The following is a 23,690-nucleotide window of genomic DNA, read 5'->3' as shown; positions in this document are numbered from 1 at the left end:
TAATACATTCATTTCAAGGCTGTCGTGAGCAAATAAAAGCGTAAAGCAGGAGTGTGGATTTTCAGGACAACAAGAGTCTTGTTGTCCTGAAAATCCACACTCCTGAATTTTATATTCTAGAGCAGCAGCTAATCATCGTTTGGGACTTGACACTAAGGTCCCAAGAAGATTACTCAGACAGCTGCTTGATAATAGTATCGGATACCTCTCGCATAGAGAGGCGACGGTCCATTGAGGTCTTCTGAATCCACCGGAATGCCTCAGGTTCGGTGAGGTTCATTTTGGTGATAAGCAAAGACTTGGCACGATCTACGAGCTTTCGAGTCTCAAACTGATCACGAATAGTTGTAACCTCTTTCTCTAGCGTACGCAGCTGTTCATATCGAGAAAGCGCCACCTCGATAGCGGGGAAAAGGTCATTAGGAGTAAAGGGCTTGACCACATATGCCATGGCCCCAGCTTCAACAGCACGATCCACCAGCTCTTTCTGGCTGAAAGCAGTCAGGAGCACCACAGGCGCTATTTTTTCCTTTCCGATTTCCTCGGCGGCTGTAATACCGTCCATAATCGGCATTTTGACATCCATGAGCACCAAATCGGGATGGTGTTTTTTGGCAAGCTCGATAGCGGTTTTACCATTATCGGTCTCTGCCACGACCTCGAACCCTTGGTCCTTCAGGATTTCGACGATGTCCAGGCGAATCAATGCTTCGTCTTCGGCAACCACAACGGTGCGCGCCGAGACCTGATCTCCCTCGTGTTCGTGAGCGGTCTTCTCTGACATAACTCTCTCCTTGGTCTATTTTCAGTCGCCTTTATTCTACAGTAGTTAATAAAACTTCATCTACTGTATAAGGTTGAAATTTGTATGTTTCTCGTCTAGATGCAAAACTATCGTCGAGGATTCAAAGAATACTGTGGACATTTCTCACTCTTTGTAATTCGATTTTATGCCAATCGATAGGGTAAAATCTTATGCGTACCTTTGAGTGCAAGCCCGAGTGGCGGAATTGGCAGACGCGCCTGACTCAAAATCAGGTTCTTCGGAGTGTGGGTTCGAGTCCCACCTCGGGCACATTTACTAAACTCGTCTTGACCATAGTTATGGTTTTGAGACGAGTTTTTATTTTCTTGGAGCTCCAGTTCAATAGATTGTGTACCCGCAACTCATATGGTGGGTCTTTCCGCATATAGAAAGTCCCGCCTCCTGCATCAAAGAGGCGGGACTTCTCATAGATTCAGTTCGAAAAATGTTTACACGATAAAGAAGAACCTTACTTGTGTTCGTCTTCCCCGTAGGGGCGCAGGTGCTCACGCTCTTCCGGTTCATGTTCGCCGGAACCCTGTTCCTTAATACGGTGTACCTTAACCATATTGGTTGATCCCGCCACCCCGGGAGGGGAACCTGCAGCAATCACAATAAGATCACCCGGTTCTGCGAGCTTATGCTCGACCAGGTAGTCATTTACGATGTCGGTCGTACCGTCAATGTTGGTCGCCACCGGCGCATGCGCAGCTTCAACACCCCACAACAGTGAGATAAAAGCACGCACCTTTGGGTTGGGGGTGAAAGCAAGTACCGGCTGCGCAGGGCGTAGACGTGCTAAACGGCGTGCTGAGTCACCCGTCTGGGTAAAAGTACTAATGTAATCTACATCCAATTGTTCCGCAATGTTTACAGCTGCACGCGTGATGGCACCACCACGGGTACGGGGCTTACGGTCCAGCTGTGGTACGCGGTATAGACCTTTTTCCTCAGTATCACGAATAATGGAGGCCATTGCCGCAATGGTAATAATGGGGTAATTACCCACCGAAGTCTCGCCGGAGAGCATCACCGCATCGGCGCCATCCAAGATTGCGTTTGCACAGTCAGAGACTTCCGCGCGCGTAGGAGTCGGGCTAGAGATCATGGACTCAAGTACCTGAGTTGCCACGATAACGGGCTTAGCCCAGCGGCGAGCCATCTCAATAGCTTTCTTCTGAACCAGTGGCACCTCAGAGAACGGCAGTTCCACGCCAAGGTCGCCACGGGCAACCATGATGCCATCAAACTTGTCGATAATATCTTGCAGATTATCAACGGCTTGAGGCTTTTCGATCTTGGCAATCACCGGAATACGGATACCCTCTTCGTCCATGATCTCATGAACGCGGTTTACGTCTTTCCCGCTACGTACAAAGGAAAGAGCAATAATATCTACGCCCAAATTCAGGGCAAAACGAAGGTCAGCCTCATCCTTCTCGGTCAGTGCGGGAAGAGAAACGGCCGCCCCAGGAAGGTTGATGCCTTTATTGTTTGAAATAGGTCCGCCTACAATCACACGAGTGCGAACACGAGTTGGAGTTACTTCAACGGCTTCCAGCTGGATCTTACCGTCATCCAGCAAAAGTTTATCGCCAGGCTTCACATCGCCAGGAAGACCTTTATAAGTCGTACCACAGATATCTTTGGTACCCTCAACGTCCTCAGAAGTAATCGTAAAATCAGCGCCAGGCTTTAGATATTCTTCCCCGTTTACAAAGCGCTCCAAACGGATCTTAGGACCTTGCAGATCAGCAAGAATAGCTACTTCTTTCCCCAACGCCGCGGATTGTTCACGGATAGTTGTGTAAGAGTTAGTGTGAACGTCATGGTCACCGTGACTCATATTCAGACGGGAAACGTTCATACCCGCCTTGATCGCTTCCGCAATTTTTTCGGGAGAAGAAATAGCCGGACCAATGGTTGCAACGATTTTTGCGCGCCTCATGTACCTAACCTTCGTGTGTTGGGGTGGAACTTTCTAAGAAAGATACCCATAATATAGATGGAACCTTCTCATCAGGAGTCCCAATTATTCCCACACAACACCATGTATACACAACATGGCATGTGCGGCATTCATCCCTTCTAGTATATTCCTTCTCAAGCGTTTTCGGGAGGAAAATTCTCGGTATTTTCAGGAAATCCTAGTTTTAACCTCGAACCATGTTGCCCACTCAAGACTCACGTGCTCTCTACCTGCCCCTCAGAACAATAATTAGGTTTTAGTTGTTTTCTGACATCTCATTTGAAACTATGGCCAAGCGCTCCTGTCCGAGAAACAAATATGCCCACATCATGTATGACACACCTTGATGTTCATCACTCACTCCCCTCTTCCATGTGATAAAAACGACACGCCAGTATTGGCTAGGCAATTTCACATTTATCACCACCTGCCATAGACTGGAATCAATAATTAGTATCTTGTATGCAAATTTGCTTTGGGAGGCTTCAGTGACCATTCGTGTGCTGATTATCTTCGGTTCAACCTATGGGTACACCGAGCGTTATGCGAACTGGATAGCAGAAGATCTGCGAGCATTACCACAGGCTCCTGAAGTCGATACTTTACGGGCTACAGAAGTAACCCCTGAACTTGTGGAAGCAGCGGACTCCGTTATTATTGGCGGTAGCGATTACGGCGGGTTCCTTACAGGCGCTCCCAGCCTCAAGAAGAAGATTGTTCCCTTTATTCTCCCTAAAAAGGAACGTACTGCATTCTTCACGGTTTCCTTCACAGGCGAGTACTCCAAGAAACTGCTCGACAAGGCTGTCGCTAAAAGTTATACTGCAGAACTCACCGATGGACGCCCGACTTTCCATTTACGTGGTGGGATTGACTTTTCAGAGCTTTCACTTGCTCATAAGACCGCTCTTAAAGGTCCGGTTCGCGCCTGGTTGATGGCTAATCCAAACCCCAACGAAGGTATTCAGCAAATGCTTGAGTGCTATAAAACCGGTCATGCGGATTACACCAACCGAGAGTCTCTAAAACCACTTGTTGAAGCAATATCCAAATTCCTCTGATATTGCATAGCAGGTTACCAAAATAGACTTGGCCGGAGGTTTTCTCTCCTCCTCCGGTCTTTTGATTCCGGATGCGGGTGCGAGGCCGCGCCGATAACGTATTCGGTTGCAGGGGGTGGGTCTTGTGTGTGCGGCCCACCCCCTCCTTTTATCTTTCATCAAGGAAAAAGTCAGGTCCTCTCCACCATTGAAACAGTGAAGAGGACCCAAGATTAGTTGTCCAAGAATTTACGATTTAGATTTTTTCCACGGGATCTCAGGGGTTTTATCCTGCTTATCACCGGTCTGAACCCTATCTGCAGGCTCTTCCTGGGTGCCTGGTTCTTTGTCTTTTATAGCTTGCTTCTCTTCCGTTACCTTCTTCTCGGATATCCGAGATTCTTCCAAGGTCTCTTTACCCTGGTTAGAAACCTCATCCGAATCTTGGGCGGCAGTCTCAGTCTTCTCTGAGTTGGGGGTCTGCTGAACAGATGATCCCTGCACTGGAGCTTCAGCAATGCCCGCTGCAGCTTTAGCCCTAGCGCGGATACCAGCGGCAACAAAGCCGATCAACCCTAGTACAATCAGGGCACCCGATGTCCACACGTGAACCCGCAGCCCCAGAAGTGTTTCAGAGGTATCAATACGCAGGAACACTTCAATGAAGAACCGTCCAATACCGTAGTACAGCACATAGAGCCAAAAAGTTTGTCCGCGCTTCAGGAACCTATTCCCCAGGAAAATTAGAAGGAATGCGCCCACAAGGTTCCATAATGATTCGTAAAGGAACGTGGGGTGAAAGAGAGTTCCTGCGGGATATTGAGCAGGAAAATTCCCACTCGATTGACTAATCTCCAAACCCCACGGAAGGGTAGTAGGTTTACCGAAAAGCTCCTGATTAAACCAGTTGCCCCAACGACCAAAAGCCTGCGCCAAAATAATACCTGGTGCAACTGCATCCGCAAATGCTGCATAGTTAATCTGGTATCGGCGACAAGCGATCCAGGCCCCCAGGGCTCCTACGGACACCGCTCCCATAATGCCGATGCCGCCTTCCCAAATCTTCAGGAAAGCCCAAGGATCAGAGACATTGGGACCAAAATAGCTGCCAGGGTCTGTAATGAGCACATGGTAAGCACGCGCCCCAATAATTCCAGCGGGAATAGCCCACATTGCCACGTCATATACGCGCTCACGGGTGCCGCCAACTTGTGCCCAGCGCCGAGCGCTAAGCCATAGACACACGATTATTCCGGCTAAAATGCAAAGTGCGTAAAAATGGATACGAAACGGCCCAAGCTGAAGATAAGATACACTCGGCGACGGAATCGACGCCAGAGGAAGGGATACTGCTGAGGTAAAGGATTCCGATAATATAACATTCATACTATGCACGTCCTGCAAGTTCACGAGTTAGTGCTCCCACCGCAGTAGGACCTCCATCAGCTAGAGCTTTTACAAGTGCCGTTCCTACAATCACACCATCTGCATAAGTTCCGATCTCTTCAACATGGGCACGAGTTGAAACGCCTAAACCAACACACGCGTATTCAGCACCTGCAGCATGAAGGTTTTCGACAAGTCCTTGGGCAGCTTCTGAGACTGAGGTGCGAGCCCCTGTAACGCCCATGACAGAAACGGCATAAACGAACCCGCTCGAAGCCTTAGCGATAGTCTCTAAACGTTGATGGGATGACGATAGGGCCGCCAAGAAAATACGATCTAACCCGTATTTTTCAGAGGCTTCGAACCAAGCCGATGCTTCATCGGGTACTAAATCTGGAGTGATCATTCCAGCTCCTCCAGCAGCCGCAAGGTCACGTGCAAAATTATCAACACCGTAGGCAAGTACGGGGTTCCAATACGTCATCACGACAACGACAGCTTGGGTTGCCTCGGTAATGCGCCGTACAGCATCAAAAACCCGAGAAAGTTTGAAGCCGCCTTCTAATGCGGCACCTGTGGCGTGCTGGATAACGGGGCCGTCCATGACCGGATCCGAGTACGGTACACCCAGCTCAATAATGTCGGCACCGTTATTGCCTAGTTCGATAGCTGCTGCCACAGAATCTTCAAAATTGGGAAAACCTGCGGGGAGGTACCCGATAAGTGCTGCACGCCCATCTTCTTTGCATTCGCGTAACCGCTGCACGAGAGGCGAGTTCGGGTTTTGGGGCGGGAAGGTACCGTCAAGGACTTCGTACTTTGCCGCATGCGGCTGTGCGTCTTGATAGCTCATGCGTGCGCCTCGCTTTCTGCCTGCACTGCCTTCTCAGCAACTGCCTCTTTATTGCCTGTCATGAGAGAAGATGACGGGGTTGCTTTCCCTAGATCGAACCATTTCAAGGCGGTCTCCATGTCTTTATCGCCACGACCAGATAGGCACACCACCATTATTTTTTCACGGGCAGACTCAGAATCTTGATGCGCCCACTCCTGACAGACCCGTAACGCACCGGCAAGTGCATGCGCCGATTCGATGGCAGGAATAATACCTTCAGTACGGCAAAGCAGTTGAAAAGCATCCATAGCTTCAGTATCGGTCACCGGCTGGTAGCTGACACGGCCTAAGTCTGAAAGGTACGAGTGTTCGGGCCCAACGCCGGGATAGTCTAGGCCAGCAGAAATCGAATGCGACTCTATAGTTTGCCCATCTTCGTCTTGCATCAGGTAGGTTACGGCACCGTGAAGCATTCCTGGGCGTCCTAGATTAATAGTTGCGGCGTGACGTCCGGTTTCTACACCGTCTCCCCCCGCCTCAAAACCGTAAAGTTTTACATCGTGGTCATCAAGGAATGCATGGAAGATTCCAATGGCGTTTGAACCCCCACCAACGCATGCAGAAACTCCGTGGGGAAGACGCCCAGTCATCTGTTGAATTTGTTCGCGTGCTTCAGAACCAATAGCATCATGAAAGAAACGCACCATTGCAGGGAAAGGATGTGCTCCCGCCGCTGTACCCAGCAGATAGTGGGTATTCTCGACATTAGCGACCCAGTCTCGAAGAGCCTCATTAATAGCGTCTTTCAGAGTACGGGAGCCATTCTGAACGGCAATAACTTTCGCGCCCAAAAGCTGCATACGCGCCACGTTCAAAGCCTGCCGCTCGGTATCTTCTTCACCCATGTAAATCACACAGTCCATGCCGAAAAGCGCAGCAGCCGTTGCCGTTGCTACACCGTGCTGACCAGCACCGGTCTCTGCGATCAGACGTGTCTTACCCATGCGCTTTGCGAGAAGTGCTTGTCCTAAAACATTGTTAATCTTGTGGCTACCGGTATGGTTAAGATCTTCACGTTTCAGAAAGATCCGAGCCCCAGCGTGCTCTGAGAACCGCGGAACTTCCGTTAGCAATGAAGGACGATTCGAGTATTCAGCAGAGAGTCGCTGAAATTCCGCAATAAACTCTGGATCCTGCTTAGCATTCTGGAAGGTAGACTCAAGCTCATCCATGGCGGCAATTAACGATTCAGGCATCCATCGCCCACCGTATTGCCCGAAGTAGGGACCGGGTGCATTTTTGAGGGATTTCCCCTCAAGAAATGCGTCTGCCAGGTTTTCGCTCATTGTTGTCCTTCCCGGGTACTTTTATTTTCATCCATGAGTTAGGTTTGTACACTTAACTCATGGTACGGCTTGTTCGTATTCTTACTATTCTACGCGGAATGACATAGCGTCAGCGTATATAAAGAAAAGCCCTATGATTATTCACATGTGAAAAACTGTCATCTACGTAAGATAGCTCTAATCTGCATTAGAGATGATGTACAGCCGAAAATTCACGTACAGTTTTCTCCGGGTCTCCAGATTTGACCAGAGTCTCACCAATAAGCACGACATCAGCACCAGCCTGCGCGTAGTTCTGTACATCGCTCAGCCCAGATACACCAGATTCTGCAACTTTAATAACGCTTTCCGGCAGATCGGCCGCAAGCTCTGCATAATGCGCGTTCTTGACTTCAAGAGTTTTTAGGTTGCGAACGTTAATACCTATAATTTTGGCTCCGACACGCTGAGCGATAGATATTTCTTCTGAAGTATGTGCTTCTACGAGAGCATTCATACCAAGCGATTCGGCAAGCTCTAAGAAAGCGCTCAAGGTATCTTCTTCCAAGGCAGCAACAATAAGAAGCACCAGATCTGCGCCGTGTGCACGTGCTTCCCAAATCTGGTACTCATCAACAATAAAATCTTTACGCAATATGGGAATACTGACGTGAGCACGCACCGCATCCAGATCCTCCAGGCTTCCGCCAAAACGGCGTTCTTCGGTAAGCACCGAAATAGCTGCTGCTCCTCCACGCTGATACTTCACCGCTAGTTCCGCTGGATCCGCTATTTCCCCCAGGATACCTTTCGATGGAGACGAACGTTTCACCTCTGAAATGATACGCACAGTTTGGCCATCACCACGTAAAGCACATACAGCGTCAAGAGCTGGTGCCGTAGAGAGCGCTAGCTCCTGCACCTTTTCCAGAGGATGTTTTGCACGACGAACCTCTAAATCCTCACGTACTCCACCAATAATTTCATCTAGTACGGTACTCAACAGTGTTCCTTCTCATAGTCATCAAATATCCAAAAGTTTGAGATAGCACAAGAGAGAGCGCCTCGTCATGGGCGAGGCGCTCGTAGCGTATTTACTAGTGACGCTCAGTATTTTTGGTTTTAGAACCACCTTGACCGTAGCCAGCACTCTTGAGAAGCAATCCAGCCACTAGACCCAGCACGATAATGCCAGCACCAACAAAGACGATAACGGGCTGAGCCAGATCATACGCAACAGCACCAACAAGTACCCCGGTCGTCATGATGGCGATCATAACCCACGATGCTACGGTGCTACCGTGATTTGCATACGGGCGTTCAGGAACAATAACAACTTTCTCTTCCGTCACGAAAACTCCTCATGTGTGTGCACAGATACGCGAATAATGCGTACAGACGTCCTTTCTTCGATTTTAGGTCATGACCTCGTCTTCTGTGAATTTGCTGGTGAGAATCGTACAAATATTTAGACGAGCAATGTTGTACAACTCGCAGTGTTTGAAGCCTCTTTCACTATTTAAAACTATTTTTCTACGGTAGGGTCTTCTCCCCTGCTCAGCAGATCCCATGCATCCATATTGTCGACCTCACCAGGAGCTTCTTGCGGGTTACGCACTGTGCGGTTATATTTACGCCCACCTTGCCAGTGTCGAGCCACTACAAGAGTCCAAAGTCCCACGCACATAATAAGAAAACCTGATATGCATGAAATCCACGGCCAAACAGTCACAGCATACGTACCTGTAGACGCCACGGTTCCCGTTACCTTGCTGGTCTCAGTTACAACCGCATCTGCGGGATTCATCACCACCGACAGCGCAGAAAAAATAATACCCACCCCGGATCCTAAACTTACCAATGCGATAACATACCGCAAAAGCTGAGGGGCTATGCGCGCCGCTAAAGGAGCTGCTAAAGCTACCATCGCCAGTGCGCTTACTGCGGGCGCCGCTTGAGACCCGTTAATGTCAAGGTTTTGTTCCCCCAAGACCCCGTTCACATGCGCTTGGACCCAAGGAAAAAGCGTCGTGCTAAAGGCAAGGGCAGCCACAGCAAGCCCTGCTAAAAGCACCAGTCCAGGCGCTTGTAGTCGCGCAGGTTTCGAGTGTAAGTTTTCATCCGCCGCACTAAAAGCCGTAGCAGTACTCGTTGTCTCGTAATTATTTGATTGATTCAAAGACGAGGATTTATGCCGCTGTGTATTCATGGGATTATGCCCTCCCGCAGGTTCTTAATCTGCTGTGGTAATGCGTTTTGTCTGCAAAGGTTTCAGGCCCGATGCCGTCAATACAGCACGGAGCGGAGCGGCTGATTTATTTACGGTCTCTTCAGTCTCGGACTCCGGGTTGGAGTCCATCACAATACCGGCTCCAGCCTGTACATAAGCTTTTGTTCCCTTGAGAACAGCAGTACGAATTGCAATAGCCATATCCATGTTTCCAGCAAAATCAAAATATCCGCAGACACCCCCATAAACCCCACGGCGGGTCGGCTCATACTCGTCGATAAGCTGCATGGCCCGCGGTTTAGGAGCCCCCGAGAGAGTCCCCGCCGGAAAAGCAACGCGAAGTACATCGTAAGCACTAAATTGAGGGTCAAGTTCAGCACTCACTGAGGAAGAAATATGCATAATATGGCTAAACCGCTCAATCACCATGAATTCATCAACAGAGACCGTTCCAGGCTTTGCAATCCTAGACAGATCATTACGCGCCAAATCAACCAGCATCAAATGCTCAGAGCGCTCTTTTTGATCGGCAAGAAGCTCTTCAGCAAGAGCTATATCCTGTTCACGAGTTGCACCGCGAGGCCGGGAACCAGCGATAGGATGCGAGGTCGCACGCCCCTCCTTGAGGGTCACCAAGGCTTCTGGGGAAGAACCGACAATTTGGAAAGGAATACCCTCAGCATCCTCAAAGTTAAAGAGGTACATGTAGGGTGAAGGGTTAGATTGGCGAAGTACACGGTAGACGTCAAGCGCATCCGCGCCAGTTTCAACTTCAAAACGACGTGAGATCACGATCTGAAAGACGTCGCCATCAATAATATTTTTCTTACAACGATCAATTGCGTCTTGATAACCTTGCACCGACCAAGTTTGAGTAACCTCACGATGAATTCGAGCATTTACCTCAGAAACTCCGGTTAAGACCGATGCCGTTTCAGAGGCACCCTGTTCTAGCTGCTGCAGCATACGGTGCAGACGTTCGACCGCATCGACGTATGCATCATCCACATTTTCATCGGTATCGTTGAAGTTAATGGCATTTGCGATCAAGAGCACTGTACCGTCAGTATTATCATGGATTGCCATATCAGAAACCATGTTCAAGGCAAATTCTGGGAGATTCACGTCATCAGCTGGCGGATACGGCAGGTTCTCCCAGCGGCGTACTACGTCCCAGCCCAAGTAACCTACCAACCCCGATGTTAACGGTGGAAGGCCAGGAACCGGTTCAGTATGAAGCATACGAAGGGTTTGTTTGATAGCTTCAACGGGGTCGCCTTCTGTTGGGGCCCCCGCCGGAGTTTGCCCTTGCCAATACATCTTGCCGTCTCGTGTGGTCAGGGTTGAACGAGAAGAAGCGCCGATAAAAGAATACCGGTCCCAAGCTGCCGATTCCCCCTCGGTCGCGATCTTAGCCGATTCAAGCAAAAAAGTTCCAGGATCAGCGGCACCATCGTGTAGAACCAGCGAACGATAAATACCAATGGGTGTGAGCGAGTCTGCAAGAATTTTGATGCACACCGGAATAACTCGGTGAGTCACTGCGCGTTCCCGGAATTCTTCAAGAGAGGGTGAGATAATGCCCAAATCCTGCATAGGACTAATCCTTCGTGCTCGATTGCTGATGCCCAAACTGTTGCCTGGGGCTCTCGTATTAGTGTACAAGTTCCACCACATCTAACAGTGGTTTGAACAAACAGCGCGAAGTATCAAAATTGACACTTCGCGCTGTTAATTAGCTCAGTCGTTTGAGAGTCGCTGCGGTTTGCAAAGCTGCCGCCGTTGCCTCATAGCCTTTGTCTTCAGAGGAACCAGGAAGTCCGGCACGGTCTAGAGCTTGTTGTTCATTATCGCAGGTGAGTACCCCGAAACCGACCGGGCGACCAGTCAGCACGGAAACATCGGTCAGACCACTCGTAGCGCCCTGACATACGAAGTCAAAGTGAGGAGTTCCACCGCGAATAACAACGCCGAGGGCAACAATCGCATCGTATTTTTCGGCAAGACGGGTTGCTGCAACAGGTAGTTCAAAAGTCCCCGGAACACGCACAATAGTCGGCTCCAGCCCCGCATCAGCGGCGGCGCGCTGCGCCCCATTGAGTAACCCTTCCATGACCTGAGTGTGCCAGCTTGCCGCAACAATAGCTAGTTTGAATCCAGTGTAGTCCTCGGGATTGAGAGTGGTATCTGCTGCTCCTGCGCCGCTCATATTTCTTAACTCCTTGGTGTCGTTGGTTTATATCGCAAAGTCGTCCTCTGACCACACAGCAAGCTGTTATCAGCCAGAAGAACTATATACTAGGCCCATGGAGCCTATGCCCCATACGCCGACGTTTTGTTTCAAGGTACTTGGCGTTCTCAGCACGCGCCGGAATTTCGTCAGGAATTACCTCATGTACTTCAAGCCCCAGCTCGGTCAGCGCGTCAACCTTTGCCGGATTATTTGTGATAAGTCGCAGATTATGAACCCCGAGTTCTTGCAGAATAAGTGCCGCCTGCGTGTAATCACGCATATCTTCGTCTAAGCCAAGCGCTAAATTTGCGTCTAGGGTATCAAGGCCAACATCTTGAAGTGCATAGGCTCGCAACTTATTTACAAGCCCAATACCCCGCCCTTCATGATTGCGAATATAGAGAATCCAACCACCATAACGCGAGAGAATTTTTAACCCATTCTCAAGCTGCTGACCACAGTCGCATCGGAAGGAGCCCAGAATATCTCCAGTAGCACATTCGGAGTGGATTCGCACTGCGGGAATCTGAGCTTCTCCCGAAAATGCAATAGGGTTCCCTTGGGCGTCTATAGCACGAATGCTCATATGCTCAGCACCATCGGCAAACCGCCAAGCACGTACCCCAAAGTTTCCATGGGGTGTAGGAACAATAACCTCAACGGTCGATTCCACCAGTTGCGGGCTGGGATGAGGCACTAAGTCTAAAGGCGAAGCTGTGTATTGGTGGGCAAATCTCTCAGCAAGATCGCGTTTCTCGAATTCGAGCTCTGAGGGTATGTGCTTGTGCTGAGTGCTCTGCTTTTCTGGAGTATCACTCATGCTCGTTCCTTCACATACTGAATAAGGTCTTCGATCGAAATCATGGGGAGGCTGTGTGCAGCTGCAAAAGAGCGCAAAGCCTCAAAGCGCATCATACTTCCATCATCATGAACAAGCTCGGCGATAACGCCTACGCCCGAAAGACCTGCCGCACGAGTAAGTTCTACGGCCGCTTCTGTATGCCCAGCACGTTCCAAAACCCCACCAGCTACGGCACGCAAGGGAAATATATGCCCCGGACGGCTCAAATCTTCAGGGCCCGCTGAGGCGTCTGCAAGAACTCTGACTGTACGGGCACGATCGGCAGCGCTAATACCTGTTGTGCTTCCTACACGCGCATCGCAAGAAACCGTATATGCAGTACCTTTAGGATCTTCATTGTGCGCGGTCATCGGCGGTAAGTTCATGCTGTCTGCGCGTTCGTGACTCATTGGAGCACATATCACTCCGGAAGTATAGCGGATAGTAAATCCCATGAGTTCTTCTGTAGCATATTCAGCCGCAAAAATTATATCTCCCTCATTTTCACGGTTTTCATCATCCACTACAACGACAGCTCGACCGGCGGAGATAGCCTCAATGGCCTCCTGAATAGAATCCAGCTCTTGTGCAACTACGGAAGTTTCATGGAAATCTATATTTCTCGTTTCCATCAACCGGGCTACATATTTAGCGAGCGCGTCTGTTTCAAGATTGACAGTATCTCCTACGGTAAGCTGCCCTAGATTAGTTGCGCTAAGAGTTTCAGGAATTAAACCGACTTCAAACCAGGGAGCGCTCTCAACAGAGGCAGAAACCGCTGTTACTGTCAGCGATACGCCGGAGACGGCAATAGAACCTTTCTCAACCAGATACGGAGCAAGTTCTTGAGGAATGGAAAAACGAACAGTGCACCATGCATCATGTTCCGTTATTGATGTAACCGTCGCGATACCATCTACGTGTCCCTGGACTACGTGTCCGTCGAACCTTCCGCTGGCAGGCATGCACCGTTCAAGGTTAACGACCGATCCTTGAGTTAGTGTGCCTAGATTGGTCCGAGTGAGCGTCTCCCCCATGGCATAAGCGCGAAATTGCTGCGGTTCAATGCTATCCTCATCAACGGCAGTTAGGCATACACCGTTGACAGCTAGGGATCCTCCATGGTCCAAGTCAGAGACAATGTCACCAGCGTTAATAGTGATATATGCAGCTCCGGTCGAAGCCCCTTGAGCATTATAGACTGGTTGAACGGATTCAACGGTACCTAGCGCACCGATAATTCCTGTGAACATGTGTGTCTTCTCCTCTGTGGCAGCTGCACCGAGATGGAATTCAGATGCCGCTACGATACTTGCACTACAACTATAAAGACGAGTCCTTTATTCCCCGAAATATCGTGCAGGTGCATACCGGAACGATCTCAAAGACGATGTTCCCTTTCCTACACTTTGTTTCCAGGAATTATGCGTAACTTTTGTAATTTTTATTCTCGTGGTTCTGGAAAATATTTGTGAGTGAAACGTGGGAGTACACGACGAATACCCGGCGTATTTTTTGCGGTACTGCGTGGGCTTGGTATCAGGTGCGTTGCGGTGTCTTCGCCTAAGACCCGAACTGCGGGAAGCATCCCGAGATCATCAAGCTGCAGACGAGGGGCATTTTCCAACGTGTTGGTAATAAGTCGGTACATTGCACTTTTACCGTGCCCCATGAGTATAGGAGCGCGGTACCAAACAAGTTCGTCAAGAAGATCTTCCCCGGTAAATAGACCAACCATTCCCGGTCCTCCCTCAATCATGAGGTGTCGCACCCCACGACTGTAAAGTTCGTCAAGAAGGACTCTGGGCTCGTGAGTGTAAACCTGCATGTAATTTTCTGGGTCTCTTGTACCTAGACCACACACTTTATAGGTGCTTGGTATATCTGTTTCTCCCATGACAACCCGTAAAGGCTGTTTCTTGTAGCGTTGCCCTGAGATATCACGGGCATCTAGTGAGGGATTATCAAGGAGTGTAGTGCGGGTTCCGATCATCACGGCGTCTGCGCGTTTTCGGATGAGATGCCCATCAGCACGTGCTTGTGAACCAGTTATCCATTTACTGGTGCCGTCTGCTGCCGCGATAAAACCGTCAAGAGTTGAAGCAGATTTAACGGTAATAAACGGTCGTTTTTCTGCGACCGAAATAAACCATCGTTCATTTAGCGAGTACGAGTCCTCAGCAAATTCTCGCATATACGTTGTTACGACTCCGTGAGAGCGTAAATATTCTGCTCCGCCAGAAGCCTGAGCGCTCCTATCTGGATATGCATAAAAGACCTGAGAAATTCCAGCTTCTTTGATAGCATGCGAGCATGGACCAGTTTTGCCTGTATGATTGCAGGGTTCTAGCGACACATACATTTTTGCATCGCTCATATCCGTGCCAGCCGCGCGGGCTTGAGCTAGGGCATCAGCTTCAGCATGAGGTGTTCCTGCCCCGCGATGCCATCCAATATGCAGTACTTGACCGGCAGAGTTTGTAATAACCGCTCCAACAAGTGGGTTAGCCCCCCGTATACCCTGACGAGCGGCTTCTATAGCCAAACTCATAGCACGATCATCGGTCAATGCCCCTTCAGGGACCTTCACAGTTACCGAAGCGGGTATTCCTTGAAGATGACCGTACTCCGCAGCAGAATAGTCAAGATCATTTACGGGCGTATACATCTCAGGACCTAGATACGTTGTCATGATTTGCTCGATTCCACGTCAACAGTAATATCCGGAAATTGCGTTTGGACTCGGGTTTTTTCTTCACGATTCCGAGTACTCCACCATACGAAGAAGCCTACAAGAGTAAAGCATCCGTAGAAAACATACATCAGAGAGGTGGCATAGTAGCCTGCGCTCCAAAGCAGCGGAACACCAACAATATCAACAGCAACCCAAATTAGCCAGAACTCTACCCATCCTCGTGCCATACCATAGGTCGCTATAAGCGAACCGGTAAATATCCAAGCATCTGACCATACGGGCTCGTATGACCCTAGAGAACGAAATATTGGAGTTAACGCTATCGTGCCAAGAATAAGTACAGAGATAATGCTAAAACGTTCCAGCCTGGATGCCCATCGTGGAATTACAGCTGCCCCCTCGGCACGCGTTCCTTGAGCTCTGCAGGACTGCCGCCAACGATACCAGCCCCATACAGAAACAGTTATGAACATAACCTGGCGCCCAGCCTGACCAAGCATATTAATGGGGTTGGGGCTGCCGAAGAAGGCACCCATAAAAACGGTAAAAAGCAGCAGATTTCCGGCTATACCGATCGGCCATGCCCAGACTTTACGGCGCATTCCGCCCAAAGCTGAGGCTAAACCGAAAAGGTTACCTAAAACTTCGCGCACAAGAAGAATCTGGTCTCCAAACTGTATTTGTGCGTCGAAGAGCCACCGCAGAACGTTCACTGTTCCTCCCTTTCATCGTCATTGCGGCGACTCCGGGGAGAACAAAATGCATTGATTCCGGCAATTGCTGGAACATTAGATAACGGTTTCGAATATATACCGTGACCGCATCCCGTGCTTTCTGCTCGTGCTGCCTACCATCCAGACTGTACTGTCGGTACCGGAGTTGCACCGGTTCGGCCGTAAGCATCACAATAACTGATACGCACGGTTCGCGGACTGTCACCGCCGGTTCGGAATTTCACCGACCCCGGAGCACGATTACGGGTCAATTATGGCATACCACGCAAGATCGCCAAAAGCAGGTCTTGGAGAAGGCACCAGTACTTGCACATGTGTAGGTAAAGATATAACTAATTTATGTACATCTAAGTCTGTGATTTATATATTATACACTCTCATATAGAATGTATTGTTCACTCCCACCTGTTTATATTAAAAAACATAAAACCATTTTCGCCATATATGAGGTTTAACATATAATTTAATGATATTAAATCTGGAATATAAGGAATATTAATACCTGATGCTCAAAAAATACTCACAACCCCGAAAAACCATGCTACAAAGCAGCAGAATATTTGAAATTTATAGGAAATTATCTCTAGAATACATTTCGTTCATGCTTCCCCTGAAGAGCACGAACTGCAGTGCATTTTTAAGAATCGAAAAACTCATTCGTATTTTTAAATCATGCGCAGCACATATCACTCTCACATACACAACTAAATAAAATTGCAGGTAAACATGAAACTTTTTAACCGGCAAAAGTCTATCTCAAAGACCATCGCAGCCGTTGGCGCTATGGCGCTGGCTTTAGGGACTATAAGCCCGGCAGTAGCTCATGAAAATACTTCTGATGCTTCTGCTACAGCTCAAATTCCCGCTCACGAGGAAATGAATACTCCAATGGGTGCAGGTGAGCGAGCTCGCCTTGCAGAGTCGCAATCCTCAACTCTTGGCAAAATCTCCCCTAATGCCACTTCCATGTGGACTCCCACAGGTGGGACCCTCGGTATGGACGTTTCTTCATACCAAGGAAATGTAGACTGGAACCGTGCATATAATATGGGCTCCCGTTTTGCATACACAAAAGCAACAGAGGGTAACTATTACACTAACCCTTACTTTGCTCAACAATACAACGGTTCCGCACAGTCGGGCATGATTCGTGGTGCCTATCATTTTGCCAACCCACGCTCCACCTCTGGAGCTGAACAGGCACGCTATTTCGTCAGACATGGCGGTGGATGGAGTAACGACGGAATTACAATGCCCGGCCTACTCGATATTGAATACAACCCATATCCGAGTCTTGGCAACACCTGCTACAACATGAGCAGTGCCGATCTCACTTGGTGGATTCGTGATTTCATGGAGACCTACCGCAGCCTCACCGGTCGATATCCTATGATTTATACCGCTAATTACTGGTGGAGACAATGCGTAGGCGCAACAGAGTTCGGTAACCACCTCCTGCATCTGGCAAATTACAACTACTATCCCGGTCCTATGCCAGCCGGGTGGGGTAATTACGATATCTGGCAGTTCTCTTCTGAAGGACCTTTCGTTGGAGACTCGAATTTCTTCCCAGGTACGGTTCACGATTTACGTGCACTAGCCACCAACGCGGGGGCAAAGAACCGTTCATGGCATCCTCAACCCGCGCCCCGAGTAGAAACGGCTCCTAAGACCCGGTTCCGAGATGTTCCGCAGAGCTCGCCTTTCTATAAAGAAATTGAATGGTTAGCCAACGAGAAAATTACTACCGGTTGGCCGGATGGCACTTTCCGACCGGACGCAGGTGTAGAACGCGCTGCGATGGCAGCTTATTTCTACCGTATGGCTGGCTCTCCCCCGGTTAATCTTCCAGCACGTTCACCTTTCCGCGATGTAGCGCCTCAAGACCAGTTCTATCGCGAAATTGTCTGGATGCATCAGCAAGGTATCGCTACCGGTTGGGCTGATGGCACCTTCCGTCCGCACGATAGTGTTAACCGCGATGCGATGGCAGCTTTCTTCTACCGTTTTGCGGGGAAGCCAGCGGTGCCCGCAGGCCGTAATTTCTCAGATGTTGGAGCGAACAATCAATTTTATCGAGAAATTATGTGGCTCAAAGGTACTGGTATCGCTACCGGTTGGGCTGATGGCACCTTCCGTCCTTGGCAACCTGTTGAACGGGGTGCGATGGCAGCGTTTATCTACCGCTATAAGCACAAGTAAAACAGTCGCTTCTCATTAATAATCAGGGAGGATTCCCCACAAAACTGTGGGAATCCTCCCTGATATTATTACCCGCTGTACTTTCAGATATGACAGCTGCGTTAGGTATGCATACCTAACTGTTTTTCATGGCTTCAGCTGTACACAGATACGAAAAGGGCCTTCTCAGGTAATTCCTGAGAAGACCCCAATGCAGTATTATGCAGAGTTACTCAACAGAACGGAACGCGACGACTGCATTATGTCCACCAAAGCCGAAGGAATTCGAGATACCAACAATCTCTCCTTCAGGAAGCTCCCGTGCCTGCGTCACAACGTCAAGATCAATCTGCGGATCTTGGTTTTCCAGATTAATAGTAGTCGGAGCTTTGCGGTTGTAAATCGCCAATACGGTAAGCACTGCTTCAAGGGCTCCTGCACCACCCAAAAGATGCCCCGTCATAGACTTGGTTGCAGAAACAGCAATATTCTTTGTATGCTCACCGAAAGTAGCATGCATAGCAGTTGCTTCCGGTAGATCCCCCGCAGGAGTTGAGGTTGCGTGTGCGTTAATATGCACAACTGTAGTAGGGTCAATATCCCCATCTTTGAGTGCTTCGCGTAGAGCTCGTGTGGCTCCTAGAGCATCAGGATCGGGAGCGGTTATATGGAAGGCATCAGCAGAGACACCGGTACCTGCTAGCTCGGCATAGACTCGCGCTCCACGGGCTCGGGCATGCTCCTCTGACTCAAGAATCATAGCCGCGGCACCTTCGCCCATCACAAATCCGTCACGATCCACATCATAAGGGCGTGAGGCTTTTTCGGGGTCATCGTTACGCGACGATAGTGCCTGCATACGCGCAAAGGCCGCTAACGGAAGAGGATGAATTGCTGCTTCGGAACCGCCGACAACAACCACATCTGCTTTACCTGTGCGAATCATATCGACCCCCAACTCCATAGCTTCCGTTGAAGAAGCACAGGCAGATACGACGGTTTGAGCAGCGGCGCGCGCTTTCAGGTTCATCGACACAGCGGCTGCGTTGCCGTTAGGCATTAACATGGGAACTGTCATGGGAAGAACCCTTCGAGGTCCTTTCTCACGCAATGTATCCCACGCATCAAGCAGGGTCCACACACCACCGATACCAGTACCAAATGCTACACCGGTGCGTAAGGGATCAACTTCTTCTGCGGATTCAGCGTCGGAACCCGAAAAACCAGCATCTTCCCAGGCTTCACGAGCAGCGATAAGTGCTAGCTGTCCTGAAGGATCTAAGCGCTTTGCTTCAACTTTGGTGAGTCGTTCTGACTCGTGAGCAGGCTCTGCGAGGCGCCCAGCGATGTAAACAGGCAAGCTGTATTCTTCTACCCAGGGCTCATCAATTTTAGTGATACCCGAGACGCCTGTAAGCGCATTTGCCCAGGTGGTGGGGACGTCGCCGCCAATAGGAGTGGTTGCGCCGAGACCGGTCACCAACACTTTTCGAGACATCTTCACACTTTCTTGGTTATATCGGTGGAGGGTGAAACTAGACAGGTGGGCGCGGTTACTTGCCCGCGCCCACCGTCGGCAGCCTAATTTAGGCTGTTTTTGCGATAAAGTCTACTGCGTCACCAACAGTCTTGAGGTTCTTGACCTCTTCGTCTGGAATAGTAACTTCGAACTTTTCCTCAGCGTTCACTACGATAGTCATCATCGAGATAGAGTCAATATCGAGGTCTTCGGTGAAGGACTTATCCAGCTGAACATCTTCAACTTCAACACCGGTCTCTTCGTTTACAATCTCAGCAAGACCTGCGAGGATCTCTTCTTTGTTAGCCATGAAGGGCTCCTTTGTCATAGAAGTGGTAGCACGCTCCTGGTTAAGAGCATGTGCATAATCGAGTTTATCGTGTCTGTGTAAGTATCTCACACAATAACCCCGAGTTTTTCAAATTCGTACTGTAAATCTAGTGTTTGCAGGTACGAATTTGAGCTATCTCATAAAAGTTATATTCAGATACCTTAAGAATGATCTCGATAACTTACGGAAGAACAACAACCTGTGCCGCATATGCAAGACCGGCCCCAAAACCAATCTGTAATGCAAATCTTCCAGAAAGTTCAGGCTGTTCCTGCAAAAGACGATGCGCTGCCAAAGGAACGGAGGCGGCAGACGTGTTACCAGCATCAGCAATATCTCGCGCAATAGCGACATTTTCAGGCAATTTCAGGGTTTTTGCCATCTGATCGATAATGCGAGCATTAGCCTGATGCGGAATTAATGCACCCAGCTCATCCGGAGTAATACCTGCCGATTCTAAAGCCTGCTGTGCAACTTTTGCCATTTCCCACACGGCCCAGCGGAAGACTGAAGGTCCATCTTGACGCAGGGTAGGCCAAATCTTTTCGTCTTCCTGCACGGGGTTAGCGACAAAATCACGGTTACGGATATCGAGGAGGGAATGGGTCATTCCAACAGTTCCCCAACGAGAGCCGTCTGATCCCCAAATAGTCGGGGCGATACCAGGCTCATCTGATACGCCAACAACAGCCGCACCCGCTCCATCTCCCAACAAGAATGAGATAGAACGTTCCGTATTATCTATAAAATCTGAGAGTTTTTCAACGCCTATCACGAGAACATTCTGCGCCATACCAGAACGAACCATAGCATCTGCCTGAGCTATACCATAGCAGAAGCCAGCGCAGGCCGCAGAAATATCGTAAGCAGGACACCGAGACCCAATGGCATCCGCAACCAGAACAGCTAGTGACGGAGTAGCATACGGATGGGAAATTGTTGAGATAATAACGGCATCAATCTGTTCACCCATCACGTGTGAGTTGGCGAGCGCATCATGAGCTGCTGCGATTGCAAGGTCATTAACGGTTTGGTTTTCGCTAGCTCGATGTCGGGTTGAAATCCCGGTACGCTGCTTAATCCACTCATCAGACGAGTTGATAGCTTCAACGATATCGTTATTATGAACAATCACCTCACCACGGGAAGCCCCATAGCCTAAAATGCGGGAGTAACGATTGTTCTCATATTGTTTGAGGGTAGTCACGTGTTTACTGTTCCTTGAGCTGTTTCTTCGTGGGTCTGATCTGATACGCCTTAAACCTATACACCAAATTTTTCGAGGTCTTCAGGAGCGTTAACGGCGGTGAAAGGTACACCACGCATTGCGCGTTTTGCCAATCCGACGAGGGTTCCTGCAGGTGTTACCTCAATAATATCGGTGACTTCGTCTTGCAACATCTGAGCCATACACAGATCCCACCGCACAGGGTTTGTAACCTGCTTGACGAGAGAATCGAGAAATTCCTGTCCGGTAGCGACCACAGAGCCATCGCGATTACTCAAAATTTTGTGCTTTGGATCTTCAACCGTGATCGTGTCTGCAAATTTCTTGAGTGGTTCCACGGCCGGGGCCATAGCTTCTGTGTGAAAGGCACCAGCAACTTTAAGCGGAATAACACGAGTACGAGCCGGTGGATTCTCAGTGAATTTTTCAAGAGCGTCAAGTGCGCCTGCTGCAACGATTTGTCCACCGCCATTGGAGTTGGCTGCAACCAGCTGCGCCGCTTTAATTGCTTCACGAACCTCTTCTTCATCGCCGCCCAGGACTGCTGCCATACCGGTTGGGGATGCAGTGGCGGCTTGGGCCATGCCGGTGGCACGAACGCGAATAAAACGCATAGCATCTTCATCGCTAAGAATTCCAGAAAGCGCAGCTGCTGTAATTTCTCCTACGGAGTGCCCTGCGAAAAGTAAATTCTCTGTTCCTAGACGAGCAAGCGTTAGACGCCCGGTGACAATACCTGCAGCAACAATCAAAGGCTGGGCAATAGCGGTGTCTTTAATAGCCTCTTCCTCGGCTTCGGTGCCGTAATGGATAAGGTCAAGCTCTGCTGCTTGTGAGAGACGCTCAAGGTGTTCACGAACTCCGACAATCTCAAGCCAAGGAGTGAGAAAGCCCTTTTTTTGAGATCCTTGACCGGGGCAGACAATAGCGTACATTCTTGACCTTTCAAATAGCTCATGACGCTCTCGCGTATAGTATTCTATCGCTTTATCATCGTACGGAGTAGCTCAAAATGCCACATATTATGATAAACGCTCCAGAGATATTCTACTCATCTTTTGTCCTAGCCGGTATATTCCATAAGCGCCCACCACAGGCTCCGCTGGATATTGGTCTTGACATCTTATGCCTTCTAAGCACCAGTTGCTTCTTGTAACGTCATCATTTTTCGCTTACCGCGCAGGGCAAGCACACGAAAAACTTCAATAGCCTTTTCCGCTTCCGTACAATCAAGCTCGCGGATGAGCACGAATATAGGTATCTGCTAAACGTTTCATGGAGACATGGGTATAGATCTGTGTCGTTGAGAGCGATGCGTGCCCTAACAGCTCTTGAACGGTACGAATGTCTGCCCCTCCGTCAACAAGATGAGTTGCAGCAGAATGACGAAGGACATGTGCCCCTGAAACCTCGGTATTCTCAAGTGTACGTAGGATTCGGCTAATATCTTCACGAATTTGTCGAGGGTTTGCACGTTTGCCGCGTGGCCCTATAAACAGGGCAGTTACATCGCGTGAACCTTTGGCTATCCAATACGGGCGCCCTATTTTGACCCACTGTGAAAGAACTTTCATCGCGGGGGTTCCCAATGGTACAACACGTTCTTTATTACCTTTACCGATAACGCGAACCGTCTTATTAGCTCGGTCTATACTCGATAGATTCAAGCCTGTAAGTTCTGAGATACGCATACCCGATGAGTACAGAACCTCTAGAACAGCCCAAAGCCTCAGCATCCGGATATCCTGCGGATTTTCGCGGCATCGCAGTGCTACGGTGTCCAAAACGGAGCTCATCTGTTCCTGACTCAGGACAGCAGGAAGATGTCGGTCACGCTTAGGCGTACTCATTCCCCGGGTAGGATTTTCTACGATGAGTTCTTCCTCATGAGCCCAGCTGAAAAAAGTGCGCAGGGTTGAACCACGTCGAGCTACAGTTGTCTTGGCATTTTGTTTTAGGTGCATAGACCCCAGCCATTCACGGATAAGCTGCAGGTTTACATCTTCAACACGGCTAATTCCCCGTCGTCCGATAAAGCCGAAAAACCCGCAGAGATCAGATATGTACGATCGGATAGTCTCTTCGGAACGATACTTCTCGTACCTGAGATAACGTTCGAAATTCTCGACAATAGGTAAAAATACTTCTCCAGATAAGGCGGGAGCAAGGTCTGGGGTGGAATCCTGCTGGCTTGCTGATATGGGGAGGGTAGGGGCTAATGAACTTTCCGGTAAAACTGCATCGGGCATAGGTAAAGTCTTTGAAAGCTCTTTATTATCATCCCAAAATGCTGCTGTCATTTCTCTTTCCCCCCCTTCTGCCCCTATCTCTTCTGCGA

Annotated in this window: 21 protein-coding genes, 1 tRNA gene and 1 riboswitch; of the genes, 3 read left to right on the top strand and 19 right to left on the bottom strand. The window is 49.4% G+C overall.

Annotated elements, in window-relative coordinates:
• Positions 1-169: 169 nt before the first annotated feature.
• Positions 170-784 carry an ANTAR domain-containing response regulator gene (locus HMPREF3164_RS02360; RefSeq protein WP_004004567.1) on the bottom strand — a complete coding sequence of 205 codons (615 nt, stop codon included), beginning with the start codon at positions 782-784 and terminating at the stop codon, positions 170-172.
• Between the two features lie 211 nt (positions 785-995).
• Between HMPREF3164_RS02360 and HMPREF3164_RS02355 the strand changes: the two genes are divergently transcribed.
• Positions 996-1,075, top strand: a tRNA-Leu gene (locus HMPREF3164_RS02355).
• A gap of 199 nt (positions 1,076-1,274) precedes the next feature.
• Here HMPREF3164_RS02355 and pyk read toward each other — a convergent pair.
• Positions 1,275-2,753 carry a pyruvate kinase gene (gene pyk, locus HMPREF3164_RS02350; RefSeq protein ID WP_070448651.1) on the bottom strand — a complete coding sequence of 493 codons (1,479 nt, stop codon included), beginning with the start codon at positions 2,751-2,753 and terminating at the stop codon, positions 1,275-1,277.
• Between the two features lie 509 nt (positions 2,754-3,262).
• Between pyk and HMPREF3164_RS02340 the strand changes: the two genes are divergently transcribed.
• Positions 3,263-3,835 carry a flavodoxin domain-containing protein gene (locus tag HMPREF3164_RS02340; RefSeq protein ID WP_013398977.1) on the top strand — a complete coding sequence of 191 codons (573 nt, stop codon included), beginning with the start codon at positions 3,263-3,265 and terminating at the stop codon, positions 3,833-3,835.
• A gap of 228 nt (positions 3,836-4,063) precedes the next feature.
• Here HMPREF3164_RS02340 and lgt read toward each other — a convergent pair whose 3' ends face one another.
• The 12 genes from lgt to pnuC form a co-directional block, all read right to left on the bottom strand.
• Positions 4,064-5,200 carry a prolipoprotein diacylglyceryl transferase gene (gene lgt / locus HMPREF3164_RS02335; RefSeq protein WP_083297320.1) on the bottom strand — a complete coding sequence of 379 codons (1,137 nt, stop codon included), beginning with the start codon at positions 5,198-5,200 and terminating at the stop codon, positions 4,064-4,066.
• 1 nt (position 5,201) lies between these two features.
• On the bottom strand, positions 5,202-6,053 hold the full coding sequence (gene trpA / locus HMPREF3164_RS02330) for a tryptophan synthase subunit alpha (RefSeq protein ID WP_070448649.1): 852 nt from the start codon (positions 6,051-6,053) through the stop codon (positions 5,202-5,204).
• Positions 6,050-7,381 (bottom strand): tryptophan synthase subunit beta, encoded by a 1,332-nt coding sequence (gene trpB / locus HMPREF3164_RS02325; RefSeq protein WP_070448648.1) that lies wholly within the window; start codon positions 7,379-7,381, stop codon positions 6,050-6,052. Before trpB ends, trpA begins: the two co-directional genes overlap by 4 nt.
• A gap of 187 nt (positions 7,382-7,568) precedes the next feature.
• A complete protein-coding gene (gene trpC / locus HMPREF3164_RS02320; protein WP_070448647.1) occupies positions 7,569-8,363 on the bottom strand; it encodes an indole-3-glycerol phosphate synthase TrpC in 795 nt (264 codons plus the stop codon).
• Positions 8,364-8,457: 94 nt separating this feature from the next.
• Positions 8,458-8,712, bottom strand: a complete 255-nt coding sequence (locus HMPREF3164_RS02315; protein WP_048751642.1) for an HGxxPAAW family protein — start codon at positions 8,710-8,712, stop codon at positions 8,458-8,460.
• 173 nt (positions 8,713-8,885) lie between these two features.
• Entirely contained in the window at positions 8,886-9,569 is a 684-nt protein-coding gene (locus HMPREF3164_RS02310) for a Trp biosynthesis-associated membrane protein (RefSeq protein ID WP_070448646.1), read from the bottom strand.
• Between the two features lie 24 nt (positions 9,570-9,593).
• Entirely contained in the window at positions 9,594-11,186 is a 1,593-nt protein-coding gene (locus tag HMPREF3164_RS02305; protein WP_070448645.1) for an anthranilate synthase component I, read from the bottom strand.
• 139 nt (positions 11,187-11,325) lie between these two features.
• The gene (gene ribH, locus HMPREF3164_RS02300; RefSeq protein WP_048751639.1) at positions 11,326-11,799 is read right to left on the bottom strand and encodes a 6,7-dimethyl-8-ribityllumazine synthase; all 474 of its coding nucleotides are present in this window, start codon (positions 11,797-11,799) and stop codon (positions 11,326-11,328) included.
• Positions 11,800-11,881: 82 nt separating this feature from the next.
• Positions 11,882-12,643, bottom strand: a complete 762-nt coding sequence (locus HMPREF3164_RS02295; RefSeq protein ID WP_070448644.1) for a GTP cyclohydrolase II — start codon at positions 12,641-12,643, stop codon at positions 11,882-11,884.
• Positions 12,640-13,917, bottom strand: coding sequence for a 3,4-dihydroxy-2-butanone-4-phosphate synthase (gene ribB, locus HMPREF3164_RS02290; protein ID WP_048751637.1), 1,278 nt, complete (start codon positions 13,915-13,917; stop codon positions 12,640-12,642). Before ribB ends, HMPREF3164_RS02295 begins: the two co-directional genes overlap by 4 nt.
• Positions 13,918-14,108: 191 nt before the next feature.
• A complete protein-coding gene (gene ribD / locus HMPREF3164_RS02285; protein WP_070448643.1) occupies positions 14,109-15,356 on the bottom strand; it encodes a bifunctional diaminohydroxyphosphoribosylaminopyrimidine deaminase/5-amino-6-(5-phosphoribosylamino)uracil reductase RibD in 1,248 nt (415 codons plus the stop codon).
• Positions 15,353-16,072 (bottom strand): nicotinamide riboside transporter PnuC, encoded by a 720-nt coding sequence (pnuC, locus tag HMPREF3164_RS02280; RefSeq protein ID WP_070448642.1) that lies wholly within the window; start codon positions 16,070-16,072, stop codon positions 15,353-15,355. Before pnuC ends, ribD begins: the two co-directional genes overlap by 4 nt.
• Positions 16,073-16,195: 123 nt before the next feature.
• Positions 16,196-16,335, bottom strand: a riboswitch (FMN riboswitch).
• Between the two features lie 484 nt (positions 16,336-16,819).
• Here pnuC and HMPREF3164_RS02275 point away from each other — a divergent pair.
• Positions 16,820-18,295 (top strand): GH25 family lysozyme, encoded by a 1,476-nt coding sequence (locus HMPREF3164_RS02275; RefSeq protein ID WP_070448641.1) that lies wholly within the window; start codon positions 16,820-16,822, stop codon positions 18,293-18,295.
• 208 nt (positions 18,296-18,503) lie between these two features.
• Here HMPREF3164_RS02275 and fabF read toward each other — a convergent pair whose 3' ends face one another.
• The 5 genes from fabF to HMPREF3164_RS02250 all read right to left on the bottom strand — a co-directional run bounded on the left by fabF (position 18,504) and on the right by HMPREF3164_RS02250 (position 23,652).
• Complete coding sequence (gene fabF / locus HMPREF3164_RS02270; RefSeq protein ID WP_070448640.1) at positions 18,504-19,772, bottom strand: beta-ketoacyl-ACP synthase II; 1,269 nt, start codon at positions 19,770-19,772, stop codon at positions 18,504-18,506.
• Between the two features lie 88 nt (positions 19,773-19,860).
• Positions 19,861-20,103 (bottom strand): acyl carrier protein, encoded by a 243-nt coding sequence (locus tag HMPREF3164_RS02265; protein WP_004004541.1) that lies wholly within the window; start codon positions 20,101-20,103, stop codon positions 19,861-19,863.
• 202 nt (positions 20,104-20,305) lie between these two features.
• The gene (locus HMPREF3164_RS02260) at positions 20,306-21,331 is read right to left on the bottom strand and encodes a beta-ketoacyl-ACP synthase III (protein WP_070448639.1); all 1,026 of its coding nucleotides are present in this window, start codon (positions 21,329-21,331) and stop codon (positions 20,306-20,308) included.
• 56 nt (positions 21,332-21,387) lie between these two features.
• Entirely contained in the window at positions 21,388-22,287 is a 900-nt protein-coding gene (locus HMPREF3164_RS02255; protein WP_070448638.1) for an ACP S-malonyltransferase, read from the bottom strand.
• Positions 22,288-22,581: 294 nt separating this feature from the next.
• The gene (locus HMPREF3164_RS02250; protein WP_083297319.1) at positions 22,582-23,652 is read right to left on the bottom strand and encodes a tyrosine recombinase XerC; all 1,071 of its coding nucleotides are present in this window, start codon (positions 23,650-23,652) and stop codon (positions 22,582-22,584) included.
• Positions 23,653-23,690 lie beyond the last annotated feature (38 nt).

It is taken from the genome of Rothia sp. HMSC08A08 (assembly GCF_001808385.1).
Classification (GTDB): Bacteria; Actinomycetota; Actinomycetes; order Actinomycetales; family Micrococcaceae; genus Rothia; species Rothia dentocariosa.
The sequence above is the reverse complement of the archived record's forward strand: the minus strand, read 5'-3'. Positions and strand labels throughout refer to the sequence as shown.

Coding starts and splice junctions, on each gene's coding strand:
- HMPREF3164_RS02265 (WP_004004541.1), bottom strand. CDS start 20,103: ATGGCTAACAAAGAAGAGATCCTCGCAGGTCTTGCTGAGATTGTAAAC.
- HMPREF3164_RS02305 (WP_070448645.1), bottom strand. CDS start 11,186: ATGCAGGATTTGGGCATTATCTCACCCTCTCTTGAAGAATTCCGGGAA.
- HMPREF3164_RS02255 (WP_070448638.1), bottom strand. CDS start 22,287: ATGTACGCTATTGTCTGCCCCGGTCAAGGATCTCAAAAAAAGGGCTTT.
- pyk (WP_070448651.1), bottom strand. CDS start 2,753: ATGAGGCGCGCAAAAATCGTTGCAACCATTGGTCCGGCTATTTCTTCT.
- HMPREF3164_RS02250 (WP_083297319.1), bottom strand. CDS start 23,652: ATGACAGCAGCATTTTGGGATGATAATAAAGAGCTTTCAAAGACTTTA.
- trpB (WP_070448648.1), bottom strand. CDS start 7,381: ATGAGCGAAAACCTGGCAGACGCATTTCTTGAGGGGAAATCCCTCAAA.
- lgt (WP_083297320.1), bottom strand. CDS start 5,200: ATGAATGTTATATTATCGGAATCCTTTACCTCAGCAGTATCCCTTCCT.
- trpA (WP_070448649.1), bottom strand. CDS start 6,053: ATGAGCTATCAAGACGCACAGCCGCATGCGGCAAAGTACGAAGTCCTT.
- HMPREF3164_RS02360 (WP_004004567.1), bottom strand. CDS start 784: ATGTCAGAGAAGACCGCTCACGAACACGAGGGAGATCAGGTCTCGGCG.
- ribH (WP_048751639.1), bottom strand. CDS start 11,799: ATGAGCGGCGCAGGAGCAGCAGATACCACTCTCAATCCCGAGGACTAC.
- fabF (WP_070448640.1), bottom strand. CDS start 19,772: ATGTCTCGAAAAGTGTTGGTGACCGGTCTCGGCGCAACCACTCCTATT.
- ribB (WP_048751637.1), bottom strand. CDS start 13,917: ATGTTCACAGGAATTATCGGTGCGCTAGGTACCGTTGAATCCGTTCAA.
- HMPREF3164_RS02275 (WP_070448641.1), top strand. CDS start 16,820: ATGAAACTTTTTAACCGGCAAAAGTCTATCTCAAAGACCATCGCAGCC.
- HMPREF3164_RS02310 (WP_070448646.1), bottom strand. CDS start 9,569: ATGAATACACAGCGGCATAAATCCTCGTCTTTGAATCAATCAAATAAT.
- HMPREF3164_RS02295 (WP_070448644.1), bottom strand. CDS start 12,643: ATGAGTGATACTCCAGAAAAGCAGAGCACTCAGCACAAGCACATACCC.
- ribD (WP_070448643.1), bottom strand. CDS start 15,356: ATGACAACGTATCTAGGTCCTGAGATGTATACGCCCGTAAATGATCTT.